The sequence below is a fragment of the Streptomyces sp. NPDC058576 genome (assembly GCF_042718715.1).
Taxonomy (GTDB): Bacteria; Actinomycetota; Actinomycetes; order Streptomycetales; family Streptomycetaceae; genus Streptomyces.
Map to the genome: position 1 here is coordinate 161,444 of NZ_JBHXPF010000001.1, position 18,919 is coordinate 180,362.

General features: G+C 70.0%; 13 protein-coding genes and 1 pseudogene. 11 read left to right on the plus strand and 3 right to left on the minus strand.

Annotated elements, in window-relative coordinates; translation table 11 throughout:
• Nucleotides 1-168 precede the first annotated feature (168 nt).
• The 4 genes and pseudogenes from ACFWRV_RS00720 to ACFWRV_RS00735 form a co-directional block, all read left to right on the plus strand.
• A pseudogene (locus ACFWRV_RS00720) lies at nucleotides 169-306 on the plus strand (SseB family protein); the annotation flags it as partial.
• A complete protein-coding gene (locus tag ACFWRV_RS00725) occupies nucleotides 303-938 on the plus strand; it encodes a hypothetical protein (protein WP_384326444.1) in 636 nt (211 codons plus the stop codon). The pseudogene ACFWRV_RS00720 and the gene ACFWRV_RS00725, both read left to right, overlap by 4 nt.
• Nucleotides 938-5,686, plus strand: coding sequence for a putative T7SS-secreted protein (locus tag ACFWRV_RS00730; protein ID WP_384326446.1), 4,749 nt, complete (start codon nucleotides 938-940; stop codon nucleotides 5,684-5,686). The genes ACFWRV_RS00725 and ACFWRV_RS00730 overlap by 1 nt, the downstream gene beginning before the upstream one ends.
• A gap of 886 nt (nucleotides 5,687-6,572) precedes the next feature.
• Nucleotides 6,573-6,863, plus strand: coding sequence for a hypothetical protein (locus ACFWRV_RS00735; protein ID WP_384326448.1), 291 nt, complete (start codon nucleotides 6,573-6,575; stop codon nucleotides 6,861-6,863).
• A gap of 63 nt (nucleotides 6,864-6,926) precedes the next feature.
• Here ACFWRV_RS00735 and ACFWRV_RS00740 read toward each other — a convergent pair whose 3' ends face one another.
• Nucleotides 6,927-7,160 carry a ferredoxin gene (locus ACFWRV_RS00740; protein WP_384326450.1) on the minus strand — a complete coding sequence of 78 codons (234 nt, stop codon included), beginning with the start codon at nucleotides 7,158-7,160 and terminating at the stop codon, nucleotides 6,927-6,929.
• Nucleotides 7,160-8,629, minus strand: a complete 1,470-nt coding sequence (locus ACFWRV_RS00745; RefSeq protein ID WP_384326452.1) for an aldehyde dehydrogenase — start codon at nucleotides 8,627-8,629, stop codon at nucleotides 7,160-7,162. Before ACFWRV_RS00745 ends, ACFWRV_RS00740 begins: the two co-directional genes overlap by 1 nt.
• A gap of 184 nt (nucleotides 8,630-8,813) precedes the next feature.
• On the opposite strand from ACFWRV_RS00745, the gene ACFWRV_RS00750 reads away from it, so the two are divergent.
• The 6 genes from ACFWRV_RS00750 (at nucleotide 8,814) to ACFWRV_RS00775 (ending at nucleotide 16,120) form a co-directional block, all read left to right on the plus strand.
• On the plus strand, nucleotides 8,814-9,860 hold the full coding sequence (locus tag ACFWRV_RS00750; protein WP_384326454.1) for an MBL fold metallo-hydrolase: 1,047 nt from the start codon (nucleotides 8,814-8,816) through the stop codon (nucleotides 9,858-9,860).
• A 513-nt stretch (nucleotides 9,861-10,373) separates the two neighbouring features.
• A complete protein-coding gene (locus ACFWRV_RS00755) occupies nucleotides 10,374-11,624 on the plus strand; it encodes a prenyltransferase/squalene oxidase repeat-containing protein (protein ID WP_384326456.1) in 1,251 nt (416 codons plus the stop codon).
• A 56-nt stretch (nucleotides 11,625-11,680) separates the two neighbouring features.
• Nucleotides 11,681-12,382, plus strand: a complete 702-nt coding sequence (locus tag ACFWRV_RS00760) for an SCO2322 family protein (protein ID WP_384326458.1) — start codon at nucleotides 11,681-11,683, stop codon at nucleotides 12,380-12,382.
• Complete coding sequence (locus ACFWRV_RS00765; RefSeq protein WP_384326460.1) at nucleotides 12,379-13,548, plus strand: energy-coupling factor transporter transmembrane component T; 1,170 nt, start codon at nucleotides 12,379-12,381, stop codon at nucleotides 13,546-13,548. Before ACFWRV_RS00760 ends, ACFWRV_RS00765 begins: the two co-directional genes overlap by 4 nt.
• Entirely contained in the window at nucleotides 13,545-15,269 is a 1,725-nt protein-coding gene (locus ACFWRV_RS00770; RefSeq protein WP_384326461.1) for an ABC transporter ATP-binding protein, read from the plus strand. The genes ACFWRV_RS00765 and ACFWRV_RS00770 overlap by 4 nt, the downstream gene beginning before the upstream one ends.
• A gap of 5 nt (nucleotides 15,270-15,274) precedes the next feature.
• Entirely contained in the window at nucleotides 15,275-16,120 is an 846-nt protein-coding gene (locus ACFWRV_RS00775) for an ECF transporter S component (RefSeq protein ID WP_384326698.1), read from the plus strand.
• A gap of 33 nt (nucleotides 16,121-16,153) precedes the next feature.
• On the opposite strand, the gene ACFWRV_RS00780 is transcribed toward ACFWRV_RS00775, so the two are convergent.
• Nucleotides 16,154-17,332, minus strand: a complete 1,179-nt coding sequence (locus ACFWRV_RS00780) for a steroid 3-ketoacyl-CoA thiolase (RefSeq protein WP_384326463.1) — start codon at nucleotides 17,330-17,332, stop codon at nucleotides 16,154-16,156.
• A 332-nt stretch (nucleotides 17,333-17,664) separates the two neighbouring features.
• On the opposite strand from ACFWRV_RS00780, the gene ACFWRV_RS00785 reads away from it, so the two are divergent.
• The gene (locus tag ACFWRV_RS00785) at nucleotides 17,665-18,918 is read left to right on the plus strand and encodes a cytochrome P450 (RefSeq protein ID WP_384326465.1); all 1,254 of its coding nucleotides are present in this window, start codon (nucleotides 17,665-17,667) and stop codon (nucleotides 18,916-18,918) included.
• Nucleotide 18,919: the final 1 nt, after the last annotated feature.

The following is an 18,919-nucleotide window of genomic DNA, read 5'->3' on the forward strand; positions in this document are numbered from 1 at the left end:
GCGGTGCCGGCGGACCATCCGTCCACCTCCGGGCGGCTGGACCGGAAGGCGCACTTCTCGCGGGCCTCGTCGGCGATCCGGCGCAATCCGGCCAAGCTCTCACGGTGCAGCGGCTTGTTCACTCACCGGCGGTTCTTGCTGGCTGCTTTCGTCGTTGCTGGCGGGAACCTGGACGTGATGGTGCCGATGCTGCCGGGCCCGGCGGGAGTCGCGCTGGACGCGGGGAGTACGGACGGCGTGCTGTTTCCGCCGGTCGCGGGCATCGTGCCCGACCACGTGGCTGTCGATCTGGGGGAGACGGGATGAGCGGGGAGAACGCGGATCTGAACGTGCCGCCGGCGGCGTTGGCACAGATCGCGAAGGGCATCGACCTGGCGCACGCCGAGTTGAAGGAACTCGGCATGATCGGGCAGGCAACGGCCGGCCGGGGCTTCTCCGATCTCGCCCTGTCCGGCTTGGAGCTGGGGCACGCCGGGCTGGCATCGCAGTTCGAGACGTTCTGCAACCGGTGGCAGTGGGGAGTGCGGGCACTCACGCAGCGCGGCAACACCTTCGCGCGGGGGGTCGGGTTGTCCGCCGGCTCGTTCGCGGAACAGGAGCGGTACATCAAGGACTCGTTCAAGATCGCCATGAACTCGACCAACGGCAACCCCTATCTGTCCGAGGACGAAGTCAAGGGCATGAGCTGGGACACGATCAGCAAACAGCACGCCTGGGACAACCCGGACTGGAGCGCGGACTCGTTCACCGAGGCCCACGGCGAGGTGAAGCAGCAGTGGAAGGACACCGGGTACGACGTCGGCGACGCGCTGCTGGACGCTTCGGGGGTCGACGCGGAACAGCGCGATGGAATCGACGCGTGGGCTGAGGAGCACCTCGATCCGTCAGAAGAGACCGTGGCGCAGACCGAGGAACCGCGCTGGGGGCAGAACCGCTGATGGTGGACTGGCGAGGGGGGCTCGACAACGTCGTCGACGGGACCGTTCGGGGCCTCGACAAGGGCAAGGAACTCCTGGGCAAGGGAGTCGACGCGGCGACGGACAAGGTCGGCGCGGGACTGGACAAGGTCGGTGCGCACGACTGGGCCGACAAGGTCGAGGACTGGGGGGACGAGACCGCGTCCACGCTGGGCGCCGAGGTCGGCGAACAGCAGCTCGGCCAGAGTGAGGAGGCCGACGAGCTGATCCACGGGCGCCCCGAGAAGATCACCGCGACGATCAAGGACCTGCGCGACTTCCAGAGAGCGTTCGACCTCGTCGGCGGCGGGATGAAGAAGCTGGACTCGGCGCACTGGCGCGGGGAGGCCGCCGACACGTTCCGGGGGAAGTTCCAGACACTTCCCACGGACTGGCTGCGCGCGGCGGACGCCTTCGAGGACGCGGCCAAGGCCCTGGAGACGTACTCCTCCACGGTCACGAGTGCCCAGGGCAAGGCCCGGGAGGCCATCGCCCTCTACAAGGAGGGCAGGCAGGACTCCGAGAAGGCCGTCTCGGCGTTCAACAAGAAGGTCGACGCGTACAACACGGCTCGCAACACCGACCGGCCGCTCCCCCACCCCGGTACGTTCTCCGACCCGGGGGTGGCCAAGCAGAAGCGGGCCCAGGAGGTTCTGGAGGACGCGCGCCGGGCGCGGAACGAAGCGGCCGAGCAGGCGAAGAGCGCGGTCGCAGCGGCAATGGCTCACGCACCGAAGGAGCCGGAGGGAGCAGCCCGGCTCAAGAACGAGCTGTACGACTACGGCCTCTCGCAGGGCGTTGAGCTGGCCCACTTCGGCGGCGGAGCACTCAAGGGCACCGGCGCTCTACTGGGCTTCCTCCGCCAGGTGAACCCGATCGATCCGTACAACCTGACTCACCCGGCGGAGATGTACAAGGGCGTCAACATGACGCTGTCCGGCCTGACCAGGACGGTCGCCAATCCTGACCGAGCCCTGGAGGGCGCCTGGGACTCGCTCAAGGGCGACCCGTCCGAATTCGTCGGCCGACTGCTCCCGGAGGCAGCCGGGACGAAGGGGGCCGGAGCACTGAAGGGCGGCCTGCGGGCGGGGCTGCGCAAGGGTGGCGGGCCCGAGGGCCCGCCGAAGCCGCCGGGGCCGGCGCGCGAGGGTGCGCATGACCCGGCCGAGCCCTCCCGTACGGAACGCGCACCGGAGCAGGACCCGTCCGACCCCGTGGACATGGCGACCGGGGCGATGTACCTGCCCCAGACAGACGTCGTGCTGCCCGGCACGCTGCCCCTCGTGTTCCGCCGCCGTGTCGCCTCCGACTACCGGTCGGGGCGCTGGTTCGGCCCATCATGGTCCTCCACCGCGGACCAGCGCCTGGAGATCGACTCCGAGGGCGTCATCTTCATATCCGAGGACGGCTTGCTGCTGTCCTACCCGCACCCGGCCCCTGGCGTTCCGGTCCTGCCCAGCCACGGCCCGCGGTGGCCGCTCGACAGGGAGACCAGCGGCGACTACACGATCAGCGATCCGGAATCGGGCCGGGTCAGACACTTCACAACGCTCGACGACGGCACCGAGGCCCTGCTCGCCCAGCTGGACGACCGCAACGGCAACTGGATCGCTTTCGAGTACGACGCCTACGGGGCTCCGACCTCGATCGTGCACCACGGCGGCTATCACCTGAAGCTCACAGCCGAGAGCGGACGAATCACCGCACTGCATCTGCTGGGAGGCAGCCCTGACGGCAACGACCAGCAGATCCTCGGCTACGGCTACACCGATGGCAACCTGACCGAGGTCACCAACTCCTCCGGCTTGCCCCTTCGCTTCACCTACGACGAACGCGGCCGCATCACGTCCTGGACCGACAGCAACGACAGCACCTACCAGTACGCGTACGACGAACGGGACCGGTGTGTGTCCGAGGGCGGCGCGGCAGGCCACATGGCACTGAGCCTGGAGTACACCGACCCGGACCCGGCCACAGGCCACCGCGTCACGACCGCGACGACGCCTGGCGGCGCGATCCATCGATACCTGATCAACGAAGCCCATCAGATCGTCGCGGAGACGAACCCACTCGGCGCGACGACCTACTTCGAACGAGACCGTCGCAACCGGCTACTGTCCCGTACAGACCCGCTGGGCCGGGCCACCCGCTTCACGTACGACGCATCCGGGCAGCTGACAGCAGCGGTCCGCGCGGACGGCGGTGAGATATCCGCCGAGTACAACAGCCTCGGTCTGCCGACGCGCATCACCAACCCGGACCGGACGGTGGTCCGGCAGGAGTTCGACGACCGTGGCAACCGGATCGCAGTGACCGATCCTTCGGGGGCCGTGACCCGCACGACGTACAACGCGGCAGGACACCCGACCTCCGTCACGGACGCGCTGGGCAACGCGACCCTCATACGTAGCGACGCGGCCGGGCTGCCTGTCGAGATCACAGACCCGCTCGGCGCAACCACGCGCTTTGAACGAGACGCCTTCGGCCGTCCGGTAGCTGTCACGGACCCGCTCGGCGCGATCACCCGCCTTGTCTGGACACCGGAGGGCAAACTCGCCCGACGTACGGACGCCGATGGAAGCACCCAATCCTGGACGTACGACGGCGAAGGCAACTGCCTTACCCATACCGACGCCATGGGTTCGGTGTCCCGATTCGAGTACACACACTTCGACCTGTTGGCGACCCGCATCGGTCCCGACGGAGTGCGCTACGAATTCACCCACGATCACGAACTCCGCCTCACTCAGGTCCTCAACCCTCAGGGCCTGACGTGGAACTACGCCTACGACCCCGCCGGCCGCCTGATATCCGAAACCGACTTCGACAACCGCACGCTCAGCTACACACGCGACGAGGCCGGTCGGCTCACCACGCGCACGGATGCTCTCGGTCAGACCACTCGCTACGAGCGCGACGAGTTGGACCGCATCATCCGCAAAGACGCGGCAGGCGCCGTCACCACCTTCGCGTACGACCTCACCGGCCAACTAGCCGAAGCGGTAAATGCGGACGCGACCGTCACCTGGCTCCGCGACGAGTACGGACGTCTCAAGTCGGAGACCGTCAACGGTCGAAAAATTTCGTACACCTACGACGAACTGGGCCGCCGCACCGGGCGCACAACACCCAACGGGGTCGTCAGCACGTGGACCTACGGCGCCACTGGCCGCCATACCTCTCTTACCGCTTCTGGCCGCACGTTGACGTTTGAGCACGACGCGGCAGGCCAGGAAGTCACCCGCCGCCTGGGCGAACATGTCACCATTGCCTCGCAGTTCGACACGATGGGACGCCTCACCACTCAGCAGGTCACGGGCACCGGCCGAAGCATCCAGCGCCGCGACTACACCTACCGTGCCGACGGCCATCTCGTCGGCCTCACCGACCAACTCTCCGGAACGAAGACCTTCGATGTCGACACAGCGGGCCGCGTCACAGCTGTGCACGCCGCGAGCTGGAAGGAGCGGTACGCGTACGACTCGGCGGGCAACCAGACGGACGCTTCCTGGCCTGATTACCATCCCGGCCAGGACGCCGTCGGAACCCGCTCCTACACGGGCACAACCATCACCCGCGCCGGCAATGTCCGCTACGAACACGACGCCCTCGGCCGCGTCACTCTCCGCCAGAGGACCCGCCTTTCCCGGAAGCCGGACACCTGGCGGTACACGTGGGATGCCGAGAGCCGTATGCGCTCGGCGATTACCCCCGAAGGGATGGTGTGGATATATTCATATGACCCTCTCGGTCGACGGATATCCAAGGAGCTCCTGAGAGGCGACAGAGAGGATACGCAAGAGAGGATTACATTCTCCTGGGATGGGGTGACGCTTTGCGAGCAAAACACAGAGAATGAAGAATTCCCCAATCCCATCTCACTTACATGGCACCATTACGGCTTGCGACCGGCCGCACAACAAGAGTTCCTCATTTCGAGAGAAGAACCAAAAGAAACGATCAATGAGCGATTCTTCGCCATCGTCACCGATCTCGTAGGATGCCCGAGTGAGCTCGTAGACGATAACGGCACCAGGGCCTGGCACACGCGCACCACACTCTGGGGCTCTACCACATGGGCAGCCAATAGTCGCACATTCACCCCCCTGCGCTTCCCAGGCCAGTACTTCGACCCAGAGACCAATCTTCATTACAACTTCCAGCGCTACTACGATCCCGAAACAGCCCGATACCTATCGCCCGATCCCCTAGGGATCGCCCCAGCACCCAACGCAGCAACCTACGTCCCCAATCCGCATGCGGGGATAGATCCCTTCGGGCTTTTCGGTTGCCCTGACGAGGAGCACCTGTTCCGCGGAACAACCCGTGGCTACGATGCCAGCACAGGAACCCAGGCATCCGGCTTCACTCCAACCACGACCGACCCGGGCGTGGCCACCCTGTTCGGTAGGCACTCTGCTCAATTTGGCGAGGGAATCGTTCAACTGTTCCCTCGCAGCTCACTGGACGGCATACCCACAGATCGGGGTGTCATACGGGCAGAAGCCGAGGTTGCCGTCGGGCTGCCGGCGGCTCAACTTTCAAAATTCGCAAGCGTAGAGCTGCCCATCAGCGTCGCAACAGATATTCTTGCAAAAATGGATATACAAGTACCCAGGATACACAGCATCGGCGGAATATCCGATGCGCTAGAATGGCAAGTCCCCAAACTCTCACCAGAGCAAATATCAACTTTCGTCGCGGAGGCGTACAAGTATGGCCGAATGTAGCCAGATGCAGATTTATGAAGTCGAGGAGGTAAGTGAAAATGGGGGAACTTGCGTAGTCAGATGCATCAGCGGAATCATCCGAGTTGGACAGGTCTTCAGACTTCAGGAAACCGACCAGAATACGCCAGAAGACTTCAGTCTAATTTTGACCAGAATCGAACGCTACAGCAGAGAAGTCGAATTTTTCGACCCTCCCCATACAGCCAGAGTGGAACTCTCCGGAAGATATGTGTCTAGATTGACCCGGGGGTCCATCATTCAAGGCTCAGTCTGACCCCCCCCCGCTCGCCTATCGCTCTCCTCGCCGCTCACCTTCACTCCTCGCCCACCGGCAGGCACCAGCGTGGTCGCTTCCAAGACAACCCTCCACCACCCGCGAGGACATATTCGCCCGCGTCGCAGTCCGCGGCCGTCGGATGAGATTGGCGTGCGGAGTCCAGCCGCTCAACCGGGAAGACCCTCTCGGAAAATCTGGTCTGCCGTCGCGCATTGCTGCGGTGACCGGGCCTCCCGAATTCGTGGCGTTGTCCGCGGATGGGACGCACCTGTGTGCGGTAACGGAGGAAGAGGATGCGTACTGGATCTTTGTGCGTTCGTTCGGCTGAGCCGGCGGCATTTCCGCGCCCTATGGATACGGAGGCCATCTCATACTGTCCGACAAAGCTCTTCGCTCTCTCCTGCAAAGTGGCGACGACCCGCTCCACCTCGAACGACCCCGCGATTTCGACCTGCAGAAGTCTTAACACCGATTCGCGGAACTTGTTGGCGCTCTGGAGAAGCGGTTCGGCCCGGCCTGCGACAGGGGTCTTTACCAGGACGCCATATCTACGGTGAGGTAGAGGTTCCGGCGGAGGCTGCCGGGACAGCCCGGCCCCTGTGGGTCCAGATGAGTAACTTCGGCGGCTTCGTCACCGCGGGGGCGGGGCCCTGGACTGAGCCCGGCCCAACCGAAGGCATGACGGATCAGTTCGTTTCGTGGCTCGATGCGACGTGCGGGGCCGCAGACTGCGTATTCGTCCCGTTGGGGCTGCTGCTGCAACCGTACGACGGGCCGTCTGTTCTGGAGGAGGCCTATGCCGATGAGGTCCTGTCAGCCTTCGCGACAGAGGACTCCCCGCAGGACGCGGAACGAACGTTGCCCGTCGCGTGGGTCGATCGGTACTTCAACTGGATGTAGGAACACCTGGACGCCGCCGGGAGACAGCGTCCAGGCGGCATCGCGTCCTTCGCCGCTCCCCCCTCACTCCTCCGGCGGAAACACCACCTCCCCCGACCCCACCAGCGTCAACGTGATCGCCTCCACCGGGCAGCCCTCCGCCGCCGCCAGGACGTGTTCGCACGCGTCGCGGTCCTCGGTCGTCGGGTGGGACTGGCGGGCCGAGTCCAGGTGGAAGGCGTCGGCCGCGTGGTTGACGCACATGCCGGAGCCGATGCAGACCGAGCGGTCGACCTCCACGTGCCAGCGGTCGCCCATCACGCCTCCCGGTAGCCGGCGGGCAGGTGGATCATCTTGTGCTCGAAGAACTCGCCGTAGCCCTCGGGGCCGAACTCGCGGCCCAGGCCCGAGTTCTTGTAGCCGCCGAACGGGCCGAGCATGTCGAGGCTGAAGGTGTTCACGCTGTACGTGCCCGTGCGGACCCTGCGGGCCACGTCGATGCCGCGTTCCGTGTCCGCCGTCCAGACGCTGCCGCTGAGGCCGTACGGGGAGTCGTCGGCGATGCGGACCGCCTCGGCCTCGTCTCCGTACGGGATCAGGCAGATCACCGGGCCGAAGATCTCCTCACGGGCGATGCGCATGGAGTTGTCGACCGAGCCGAAGAGCGTCGGTTCGACGTACCAGCCTCGCTCCTGGGAGGCCGGGCGACTGCCGCCCGTCAGGATCTTGGCACCCTCCTCCTGGCCCAATGTGATGTAGTCCAGCGAGCGTTGCTGCTGGCGTTGGGCCACCAGCGGGCCCAGTTCCGTCGTCGGGTCCAGGGGGTCGCCCACGCGCAGGGCTCCCGCCGCTGCCGCGAAGGCCTCCGCTATCTCGTCGTAGCGGGAGCGGGGGGCCAGAATGCGGGTCTGGGCCACGCACGCCTGGCCGTTGATCATCCAGGCGAACGGGACGATGCCCGCCACCGCCGCCTCCAGGTCCGCGTCCGGGAGGATCACCGCGGCCGATTTGCCGCCCAGTTCGAGGGTGACGCGGGTCAGGTTGCGGGAGGCCACCTCCATCACCCGGCGGCCGGCCGCCACCGAGCCGGTGAAGGAGACCTTGTCCACGTCGCGGTGGCCCACCAGGTACTCGCTGACCTCACGGTCGGCCGGGAGGATGGAGAGGACACCGGGCGGCAGGCCCGCCTCCGCCGCTATCTCCGCCAGGAGGTAGGCGTCCAGCGGCGTTTCCGGGGAGACCTTCAGGACCGCCGTGCAGCCGGCCAGCAGCGCCGGGGCCAGTTTCGCGGCGGCCGTGAACTGCGGGACGTTCCACGGGACGACCGCCGCGACCACGCCCACCGGTTCGCGGCGGACCAGGAGGGGGCCCAGGACTCCGTCCCGGTGCTCCTCGTACGGGAACGTCCGCGCCACCGTGATCGCCGAGTCCCAGACCATCATCGCGGCCAGCGCCTGCACCATGACGCTCGCGCTGTACGGCGTGCCGTTCTGCGCGCTGATGAGGCGGGCGAACTCCTCGTGGCGTAAGGCGAAGGCGTCCTTGATCCGGGTGATCACCGCGATCCGCTCGTCCAGCGTCATGCGAGGCCAGGGGCCCTCGTCGAAAGCGTGGCGGGCGGCGGCGACCGCCCGGTCCACGTCGCCCTCGGAGGCGTGCGGCACGCGGCCGATGACCTGTTCGGTGTGCGGGGAGATCACCTCGATGACCTCGGTGGAGAGCGGATCGGTGAACTCCCCGCCGATGAACAGCTGTCCGTGTTCCACCAGCTCCGTACGTTCCGTCATGGCCGTTGCCTCCCGCGAAGCGAACCCGTGCACCGCAACTGACTGCTCGTCAGAACTGATACCAGTTCCTGTTCCAGGAGTCCACGGCGCGGACCGCACCCGGGAAGCGAATAAGTGGTGGACCTGGGCTACCACTGGAACGAGTTCTCGTTACAGTGGAGGCCGAACCGCAGAGGGGGAGCCCATGACGCAGGTACCGCAGGTGACCGACCACGGCGGGGGCGTCCACAGCATCAAGGTCCCCATCCCGGACAACCCGCTGGGGCACACCCTGGTCCATCTCGTCGACACCGACCGGGGCCCCGTCCTCATCGACACCGGCTGGGACGACCCCGCCTCCTGGGACACCCTCGCCGCCGGTCTCGACGCCCTCGGCACCGCCGTCACCGACGTCCACGGCGTCGTGATCACCCACCACCACCCCGACCACCACGGTCTCTCCGGCCAGGTCCGTGAGGCGTCCGGGGCCTGGATCGCGATGCACGAGGCCGACACCGCGATCGTCCGCCGCACCCGGGACGCCGAGCCCGGCACCTGGCTCGACTACCTCACCCGCAAGCTCGCGGCCGTCGGCGCGCCCGAGGAGCACCTCGCCCCGCTGCGCGCCGCCCGCGGCGGGGGGCGGTTGCGGACCCTGCCGGGGCTGCGCGCCGCCCTGCCCGACCGGGAGATCGTGCCCGGCGAGCTGCTCGATCTCGCCGGGCGGAAGCTGCGTGCTGTCTGGACCCCCGGGCACACCCCGGGCCATGTCTGCCTTCATCTGGAGGAGCGGCATCCGGCGAACCTGCCGGGGCACGGGCGGTTGTTCTCCGGCGACCATCTGCTGCCGGGCATCAGTCCGCACATCGGGCTGTACGAGGATCCGGACGACACCGCCGTCACCGATCCCCTCGGCGACTATCTCGCCTCGCTGGAGCGGATCGGCCGGCTCGGGGTGGCCGAGGTGCTGCCCGCGCACCAGCACGCGTTCACCGATGCGGGCGGGCGGGTGCGGGAGCTGCTGGACCACCACGAGGAGCGGCTGACCGGGCTCCTCGCCCTGCTCGCCACGCCCCTCACCCCGTGGCAGCTGGCCGAGCGGATGGAGTGGAACCGGCCCTGGGAACAGATACCGCACGGTTCGCGGTCCATCGCCGTGTCGGAGGCCGAGTCCCATCTGCGGCGGCTGGTGAAGCTCGGCCGCGCGGAGGCGGTCCCGGGCGGCCCCCCGGTGACGTACATCGCGACCTGAGCCTGTCCGGCCCGCAGCCCCGGTGACGCACATCGCGCCGTCTGAGCTTGCCCGGCGCACAGCCCCGGTGACGTACATCGCGACCTGAGCCCGCCCGACCCGCAGCCCCCGGTGACCTACATCGCCGTCCGAGCCCGCCCGGCCCAGAACCCCCGGTGACGTACATCGCCGTCCGAGCCCGCCCGACCCGCAGCCCCCGGTGACGTACATCGCGGCCTGAGCCCCGAGCCTCTCCCCTACGGACCGGTAGAGTGGGCAGGTCGTCATCATGCCCGTACAGGGGGACGCCGGAGCGAATCCGGCGCAGCGCCCCAGCCGTGACCCGTCCGCCCGACGGCAGCCGGACCGCCCTGTCCGCGGAGCGTGAACGGCTCGGGTCCGTCGGCACGTCGACGAGGGGCCCTCGGGCCACCGGAACCCCGGTGGCCGGCACCGTCGAGGCATACGGGGCCGGAGCCCGGTGCCCTCGTGCGCCCGGGGAGTCCGGCCCTCGCAGGAGAGGCCCAGCCAGCCATGACCGTACGCCGCAGCGCAGCCGCGCTCGCGACCACCGCCGTGCTCCTGGGCGCCGCCGCCCCCGTGGCGGTCGCCGCGCCGAGCCCTTCACCGTCGGCGGATCTTCCGGCCGGGCTCTACGGCACCACGGACCCCACCTACGACGGGGTGTGGCGGCAGTCGCTGGCCTTCCTCGCGCAGAAGATCGAGTACGTGACACCGTCGACGCAGGCGGTGGACTGGCTGGTGGGCCAGCAGTGCGACAGCGGGGCGTTCACCTCGTACCGGGACGCCTCCAAGCCGTGCGACGCGTCGACGGTGATGGACACCAACGCCACCGCCATCGCCGTCCAGGCCCTCGTCGAGATCGACCAGCGCCGTGAGGACGCCAACAACGGGGCCGACTGGCTCAAGTCCGTACAGAACAAGGACGGCGGCTGGGGCTACAACCCGGGCAGCCCGAGCGACGCGAACTCCACGTCCATCGTGATCGGCGCGCTGGCCCGCACCGGCGTCCCGGTCAACGAGCTCACCACCCCCGACGGCAGCACCCCGTACACCGCGCTCCAGTCCCTGGCGATCGCCTGCGGGGAGAAGGACGGCGGCGCGTTCGCCTACCAGCCGGGCAAGAAGGACGAGCTGACCGCCAACATGGACGCCACCGCGGCCTCCGTGCTCGGTCTGATGGGCAAGGGCATCGCCTCCGGCACGTCCAACGCGGTCAAGGCCCCCTCCTGCACGAAGGGCGACGATCTCAGCCCCGAGCAGAGCGCCCAGAACGGCGCCTCCTTCCTCACGGACACGCTGAAGAAGTCGCCGTATCTGGAGCAGGCCCCGATGCCGGGCGCCGAGGACACCGCCCCGCAGCCCGACTACGGCAACACCGCGGACGCCGTCGTCGCGCTCGCCGCCTCCGGGCACGCGGACAAGGCCGGCGCGTCGGTCACCTGGCTGCAGAAGAACGCCACGGGCTGGGCGAAGCAGGGCGGCCCGGCAGCCACCGCGCAGCTGATCCTCGCCGCGCACGCCACCGGTGCCGACGCGCGCAGCTTCGGCGGCGTCGACCTCGTCAAGCAGCTCAACACGATGGGGCCCTCCCCGGCCGCCACCGCCCTCCCCTCGCCGACGCCGACCGGCCCGCAGCCCTCCAGCGGCACCGACAGCGACGACAGCGGGCTGAGCCTGGGATGGCTGATCGGCATCGGGCTCCTCGCCGGCACGGGCATCGGCTTCCTGCTCAGCATGCGCCGGAAGAAGCAGCAGCCGTGACCGGTACGCCCGAAGCAGCGCCGACAGCCCGGACCGGTACGCCCACAGCGGCAGCCGTGAGCGGTACGCCGGCCTCGGCCCGGCTTCGCGTTCCCCTCGTCGCGCTGCTGGCCGCCCTGGTCGCCGCCTCGGCCGTCCTGCTCGGCGCGGGCAGCGCCCAGGCCGCCGGGTACCGCTACTGGTCCTTCTGGGAGGGCAACGGCAAGAACTGGGAGTACGCCACCCAGGGGCCGTCCCTCCTGCGCCCGGACGACGGTACGGTCCAGGGCTTCCGGTTCGCCGTGAGCGAGAACTCGGGCGACGCCGCCCAGCCGCGCCGCGCCCCCGACTTCGGGGCGATCTGCGCGGACACCCCGGCGAAGGACGGGCGGAAGCGGGTGGCGCTGGTGATCGACGCGGGTACGGCGGCGGACGCCCCGGACGGGGAGAAGCCGCCCGCCCCGCGCACCGCCTGCGCGCAGGTCGCGCCGGACGCCAGCAGCGCGGAGGCGCTCGCCGCGGTGGCCAAGCCGCTGCGGTACGACAGCAGCGCCATGCTCTGCGCGATCTCCGGCTATCCGACGTCGGGCTGCGGCGAGCAGGTGTCCGGTGAGGACAGCGGCGCGAAGCCGTCCGACCCGGCGAAGACGGCCGACGGCCAGGAGGAGGCGGACGACGGAGGTGACGGCGGCGGTCCGTCCGTCGGGCTGCTCGTCGGTGTCGGTGCCGTCCTGCTGCTGGGCATCGCCGCCGTGGTCCAGGCCCGCCGCCGCCGGTGACCCTCTCCCCGGCCCCGGCCCGGCTGCTGCGCCGCGCCCTGCACGCCCCGGAGGCGGACCGCGGCAACGCGCTGCCCGCCGGGGCGTGGTGGCTGTGGGCGCTCGGTCTTGCCACCGCCGCGTCCCGGACGACGAACCCGCTGCTGCTCGGGCTGCTGATCGGGGTGGCGGGCTATGTGGTGGCGGCGCGGCGCACGGACGCGCCGTGGGCCCGCTCCTACGGCGCGTTCGTCAAGCTCGGGCTGTTCGTCGTGGGGCTGCGGCTGCTGTTCTCCGTCTTCCTCGGCTCGTCGATCCCCGGTTCGCACACGGTCGTCGTCCTTCCCGAACTCCCGCTGCCCGACTGGGCGCAGGGGGTGCGGATCGGCGGCCGCGTCACCGCCGAGCAGCTGGTCTTCTCGCTGTACGACGGGATGAAGCTGGCCGCCCTGCTGATCTGCGTCGGCGCGGCGAACTCGCTGGCCAACCCGGCGCGGCTGCTGAAGTCGCTGCCCGGCGCCCTGTACGAGGCGGGGGTCGCCGTCGTCGTCGCGATGACGTTCGCGCCGAACATGGTGGCCGACGTGGTCCGGCTGCGCACCGCGCGCCGGCTGCGGGGCCGGCCGACCGGTGGCGTCCGGGCGGTGGCGCAGATCGGGCTGCCGGTGCTGGAAGGCGCGCTGGAGCGGTCCGTGGCGGTGGCCGCGTCGATGGACGCGCGGGGATACGGGCGTACCGCCCAGGTCCCGGAGGCCGTCCGGCACACCACGAACGTCCTCACCCTGGGCGGGCTGCTCGGGGTGTGCGCCGGTACGTACGGGCTGCTGGCCGCTCAGGGGGCGGTGTACGGGCTGCCGCTGCTGGTGGCCGGACTGGTCACCGCGATGGCCGGGCTGCGGCTCGGCGGGCGGCGCTCGGTGCGCACCCGCTATCGCCCGGACCGCTGGGGCGTGCGGGCCTGGCTGGTGGCGTGCTCGGGTGCGGCCGTCGCGGCGGCGATGATCTGGGCGGGCACGGTGGATCCGGACGCGCTGCGCCCCGGTGTCGTACCGCTGACCGCGCCGGTGCTGCCGCTGTGGCCCGCGGCGGCGGTGCTGATCGGACTGCTGCCCGCGCTGGTCGCCCCCGTACCGCCGTCGACCCGGGTCACCGAGAAACCGGCGCATCGCAGCAAGGAGCAGGCGTGATCAGGTTCGAGCGGGTCTCCGTGCGGTACGAGGGCACGGAGCATCCCACGCTGTCCGGGGTCGACCTCACGGTCCCCGAGGGCGAACTCGTCCTGCTCGTCGGCCCCTCCGGTGTGGGTAAGTCGACTTTGCTGGGTACGGTCTCCGGGCTCGTCCCGCATTTCACGGGCGGGCTGCTGTCGGGCCGGGTCACGGTGGGCGGTCGCGACACCCGTACGCACAAGCCCCGGGAACTGGCCGACCTGGTCGGCACGGTGGGCCAGGATCCGCTCGCGCACTTCGTCACGGACACGGTCGAGGACGAGCTCGCGTACGGCATGGAGTCGCTCGGCCTGGCCCCGGACGTGATGCGCCGCCGGGTCGAGGAGACCCTTGATCTGCTGGGCCTGGCCGAGCTGCGCGACCGGCCGATCGCGACCCTGTCGGGCGGCCAGCAGCAGCGCGTGGCGATCGGTTCGGTGCTCACCCCGCACCCGAAGGTGCTGGTGCTGGACGAGCCGACCTCCGCGCTGGACCCGGCGGCGGCCGAGGAGGTCCTGGCGGTGCTCCAGCGGCTGGTGCACGACCTGGGGACGACCGTGCTGATGGCCGAGCACCGGCTGGAGCGGGTGGTGCAGTACGCGGACCAGGTCGTCCTGCTGCCCGCCCCGGGTGCCGCCCCCGTGATGGGGCCGCCCGCCGAGGTCATGAAGGTGTCGCCGGTCCGGCCGCCGGTGGCGGAGCTGGGCCTGCTGGCGGGCTGGGACCCGCTGCCCCTGTCGGTACGGGACGCCCGGCGCGGGGCGGGAGCGCTGCGGGAGCGACTGGCGGGGGCCGCGGCACCCGTGCGTACGGACGTCCCCCCGGCGTCGGTGCCGGTACCGGTCGCGGCGGAGGGCTCCCGCCCCGGACGCCTCGCCCGGCTGCTGGGCCGGGGCCGCGCGGAGAGCTCCGGCGCGTCCGCCGCCCCGGCCGCCGCCGATCCGGTCACCCGGGTCGACGGGCTCGGGGTGCGGCGCGGCCGGGTCGAGGCGCTGCGACGGGTGACGCTCACCGTGGCCCCGGGCGAGACGGTGGCGCTGATGGGCCGCAACGGGGCCGGCAAGTCCACCCTGCTCGGGGCGCTCGTCGGCATGATCGAGCCCACCGCGGGCACCGTGCGCGTCGGCGGCCTGGCCCCCGCCCGGACGGACCCCCGGGCGATGGTGCGCCGGGTCGGCCTCGTACCGCAGGAGCCGCGCGATCTGCTGTACGCGGACACGGTGGCCGCCGAGTGCGCGGCCGCCGACCGGGACGCGGGCGCGGCGGAGGGCGCCTGCCGGGCGCTGGTGTCGGAGCTGCTGCCGGGGGTCGGGGACGACACCCACCCCCGGGACCTCTCCGAGGGTCAGCGGCTCGCCCTGGCCCTGGCGCTCGTGCTGACGGGCCGGCCGCCGCTGTTGCTGCTGGACGAGCCGACGCGGGGCCTGGACTACGCGGCGAAGGCCCGGCTCGTCGGCGTCCTGCGCGGGCTGGCTGCCGAGGGGCATGCCATCGTCCTGGCGACGCACGACGTGGAGCTGGCGGCGGAGCTGGCGCACCGGGTGGTGATCCTCGCCGACGGGGAGGTCGTCGCGGACGGCCCGACCGGGCGGGTGGTCGTCTCCTCCCCCGCGTTCGCCCCGCAGACGGCGAAGATCCTGGCTCCGCAGGAGTGGCTGACCGTGTCCCAGGTGCGCGGCGCGCTGGAGGCGGGAGCGTGAAGGGAATGACGGACGTACGGGAACGGGCGCCCCGGCCGGTGCGCCTCGGGCCGAAGTCGGTCGCCGTTCTGCTGCTGACCGGGGCCGTCGGCGTGGTCGCCTTCGGGTGGCCGTTGCTGGCGGACGCCGAGTCCGGGCTCGCCCACGCGCGGGACGCGCCCTGGCTGTTCGCGGCGCTGCTGCCGCTGCTCGTCGCGGTGGTCGTGGCGACGATCTCCGAGTCCGGGATGGACGCGAAGGCCGTCGCGATGCTCGGCGTGCTGGCGGCGGTCGGGGCGGCGTTGCGCCCGCTCGGGGCGGGGACAGCGGGCCTGGAGCCGATGTTCTTCCTGATGGTGCTGAGCGGCCGGGTGCTCGGCCCCGGTTTCGGTTTCGTGCTCGGCTCGGTGACCATGTTCGCCTCGGCGCTGCTGACGGGCGGGGTCGGGCCGTGGATGCCGTTCCAGATGCTGTCGATGGGCTGGTTCACGATGGGCGCGGGGCTGCTGCCGGGGGCGGACCGGCTGCGCGGGCGGGCCGAGCTGGCGATGCTGGCGGTGTACGGGTGCGTGGCGGCGTTCGCGTACGGCACGGTGATGAATCTGCAGGGCTGGCCGCTCCTCACCGGGGCCGGTTCGGGGATCTCGTTCGACGGGAACGACCCGTTGCACGAGAACCTGGTGCGGTTCCTCGCCTACTGCGCGGCGACCTCGCTGGGCTGGGACCTGGGGCGGGCCGTGCTGACGGTGGTGCTGACCCTCACGCTCGGCCCGACGCTGCTGAAGGCGCTGCGCCGGGCCACCCGCCGCGCCGCCTTCGACGCGCGGGCCGCGTTCGGGGAGCCGGAGGCGTCCGGGGAGCCCAAGGCCTGAGTGCCCCGGCTTCCCCGAACGGGGGCGCCGGGGTCAGAGCCGCTGGATGATCGTGCCCGTCGCCAGGGCTCCTCCCGCGCACATCGTGATCAGCGCGAACTCCTTGTCACGGCGTTCCAGTTCGTGCAGGGCCGTGGTGATCAGCCGGGCGCCCGTCGCGCCGACCGGGTGACCCAGCGCGATCGCGCCGCCGTTGACGTTGACCTTCTCCAGTCCGTCGAGGTCCGCCTCGAACTCCTGCGCCCAGCTCAGCACCACCGAGGCGAACGCCTCGTTGATCTCGACGAGATCGATGTCCCGCAGCGACATGCCCGCCTTGCCGAGCACCGCCCGGGTCGCGTCGATCGGGCCGTCGAGGTGGAAGTGCGGGTCGGAGCCGACGAGGGCCTGGGCCACGATCCGGGCCCGGGGCTTGAGCTTCAGGGCCCGGGCCATGCGCTTGGAGGACCACATGATCGCGCAGGCCCCGTCCGATATCTGCGAGGAGTTCCCGGCGGTGTGGATCGCGCTCGGCATGACGGCCTTCAGCCCGGCGAGCGCCTCCATCGAGGTGTCGCGCAGCCCCTCGTCCCGGTCGACGAGCCGCCACATGCCCTGGCCCGCCGCCTGCTCCTCCTCGGTGGTCGGGACCTGGACGGCGTACGTCTCGCGCTTGAACCGCTCCTCGGCCCAGGCGGCGGCGGCCCGCTCCTGGGAGAGCAGGCCGAGCGCGTCGACCCTCTCCCGGGTCAGGCCGCGCTTGCGGGCGATGCGCTCGGCGGCCTCGAACTGATTGGGCAGGTCGACGTTCCACTCGTCGGGCCAGGGCTTCCCCGGGCCGTGCTTGGAGCCGCTGCCCAGCGGCACCCGGGACATCGCCTCGACGCCGCAGCTGATCCCGACGTCGATGACCCCGGCGGCGACCATGTTGGCGACCATGTGGGAGGCCTGCTGCGAGGAGCCGCACTGACAGTCCACGGTGGTGGCGGCGGTCTCGTAGGGCAGGCCGACGGTCAGCCAGGCGGTGCGGGCCGGGTTCATGGACTGCTCGCCGGCGTGGGTGACGGTGCCGCCGACGATCTGCTCGACGCAGTCGGCCTGGATGCCGGTGCGGCCGAGAAGTTCTCGGTAGGTCTCGCCCAGCAGATAGGCGGGGTGCAGATTGGCGAGTGCGCCTCCACGCTTGCCGATGGGGGTGCGTACGGCTTCGACGATGACGGGTTCCGCGGCCATGAGCTCGTCCTCTCCTCGCGCTTCCGCAGGGGGCGTCCCGGCGCCCGCGGAAGGAACTAGTACGCGTTCTAGTTCTGCAAGCAGTCTCGTGACGGCGGCCCGGCTGCGCAAGAGGCGTGCACGCGCCGCACCCGCACGACTCCGGCGCGAAAGTACTCCCGCGCACTCCCGCACGCCCGCGCGGGGCAACGGATCGGCCCGTGGCCCTTGCCACTTGTAGAACTCGTTACTACCTTGCGGGCAACTCCTGATGGGTCGTCAGGTAATCGAACAGCCCATCGGACGACGACGGTTCGCCGCCCGATGCCGGAGTGGAAGTGGAAGAGGTGCCCATGCGCTGCCCCCATCTGCCCGACGGGTTCGACTTCACCGATCCCGACCTCCTCCAAGACCGTGTCCCGCAACCGGAGTTCGCCCTCATGCGGGAGACCGCACCGGTCTGGTGGTGCACCCAGCCGACCAACATCTCCGGGTTCGGCGACAAGGGCTACTGGGTCGTCACCCGGCATGCGGACGTCAAGTACGTTTCCACGCATCCGGAGTTGTTCTCCTCGAACACCAACACCGCCGTCATCCGCTTCAACGAGACGATCAGCCGCGACCAGATCGACGTCCAGAAGCTGATCATGCTGAACATGGACCCGCCGGAGCACACCCGGGTCCGCCAGATCGTCCAGCGCGGCTTCACCCCGCGCGCGGTGCGCTCGCTGGAGGCGGCGCTGCGCAGCAGGGCCCGCTCCATCGTCGAGACGGCCCTCGCCTCGGCGGACGCCGACGGTTCCTTCGACTTCGTGACGAACATCGCGGTCGAGCTCCCGCTCCAGGCCATCGCCGAACTCATCGGCGTACCGCAGGAGGACAGGTCCAAGATCTTCGACTGGTCCAACAAGATGGCCGCGTACGACGATCCGGAGTACGCGATCACCGAGGAGGTCGGCGCCGAGGCGGCGATGGAGATCGTGGCGTACTCGATGAACCTGGCGGCGGCCCGCAAGGAGTGCCCGGCCGAGGACATCGTGAGTCAGCTCGTCGCGGCGGAGGGCGAGGGGAACCTGTCCTCCGACGAGTTCGGGTTCTTCGTGATCCTGCTCGCGGTGGCCGGGAACGAGACGACGCGTAACGCGATCAGCCACGGCATGCACGCCTTCCTCACCCACCCCGAGCAGTGGGAGCTGTACAAGCGGGACCGGCCGAAGACCACGGCCGAGGAGATCGTGCGCTGGGCGACCCCCGTGGTCTCCTTCCAGCGGACCGCCACCCAGGATCTGGAGCTGGGCGGTCAGCGGATCAGGAAGGGCGAGCGGGTCGGGCTGTTCTACTCCTCGGCCAACAACGACCCCGAGGTCTTCGACGCCCCGGAGGCCTTCGACATCACCCGCGACCCCAACCCGCACCTCGGCTTCGGGGGCGGCGGGCCGCACTTCTGCCTGGGCAAGTCGCTGGCCGTGATGGAGATCGACCTGATCTTCAACGCCGTCGCGGACGTGCTGCCGGATCTGCGGCTGCTTCAGGACCCGCGCCGGCTGCGTTCGGCCTGGCTCAACGGGATCAAGCAGCTCCAGGTGACCACGGCGGCGGAATCCTGAC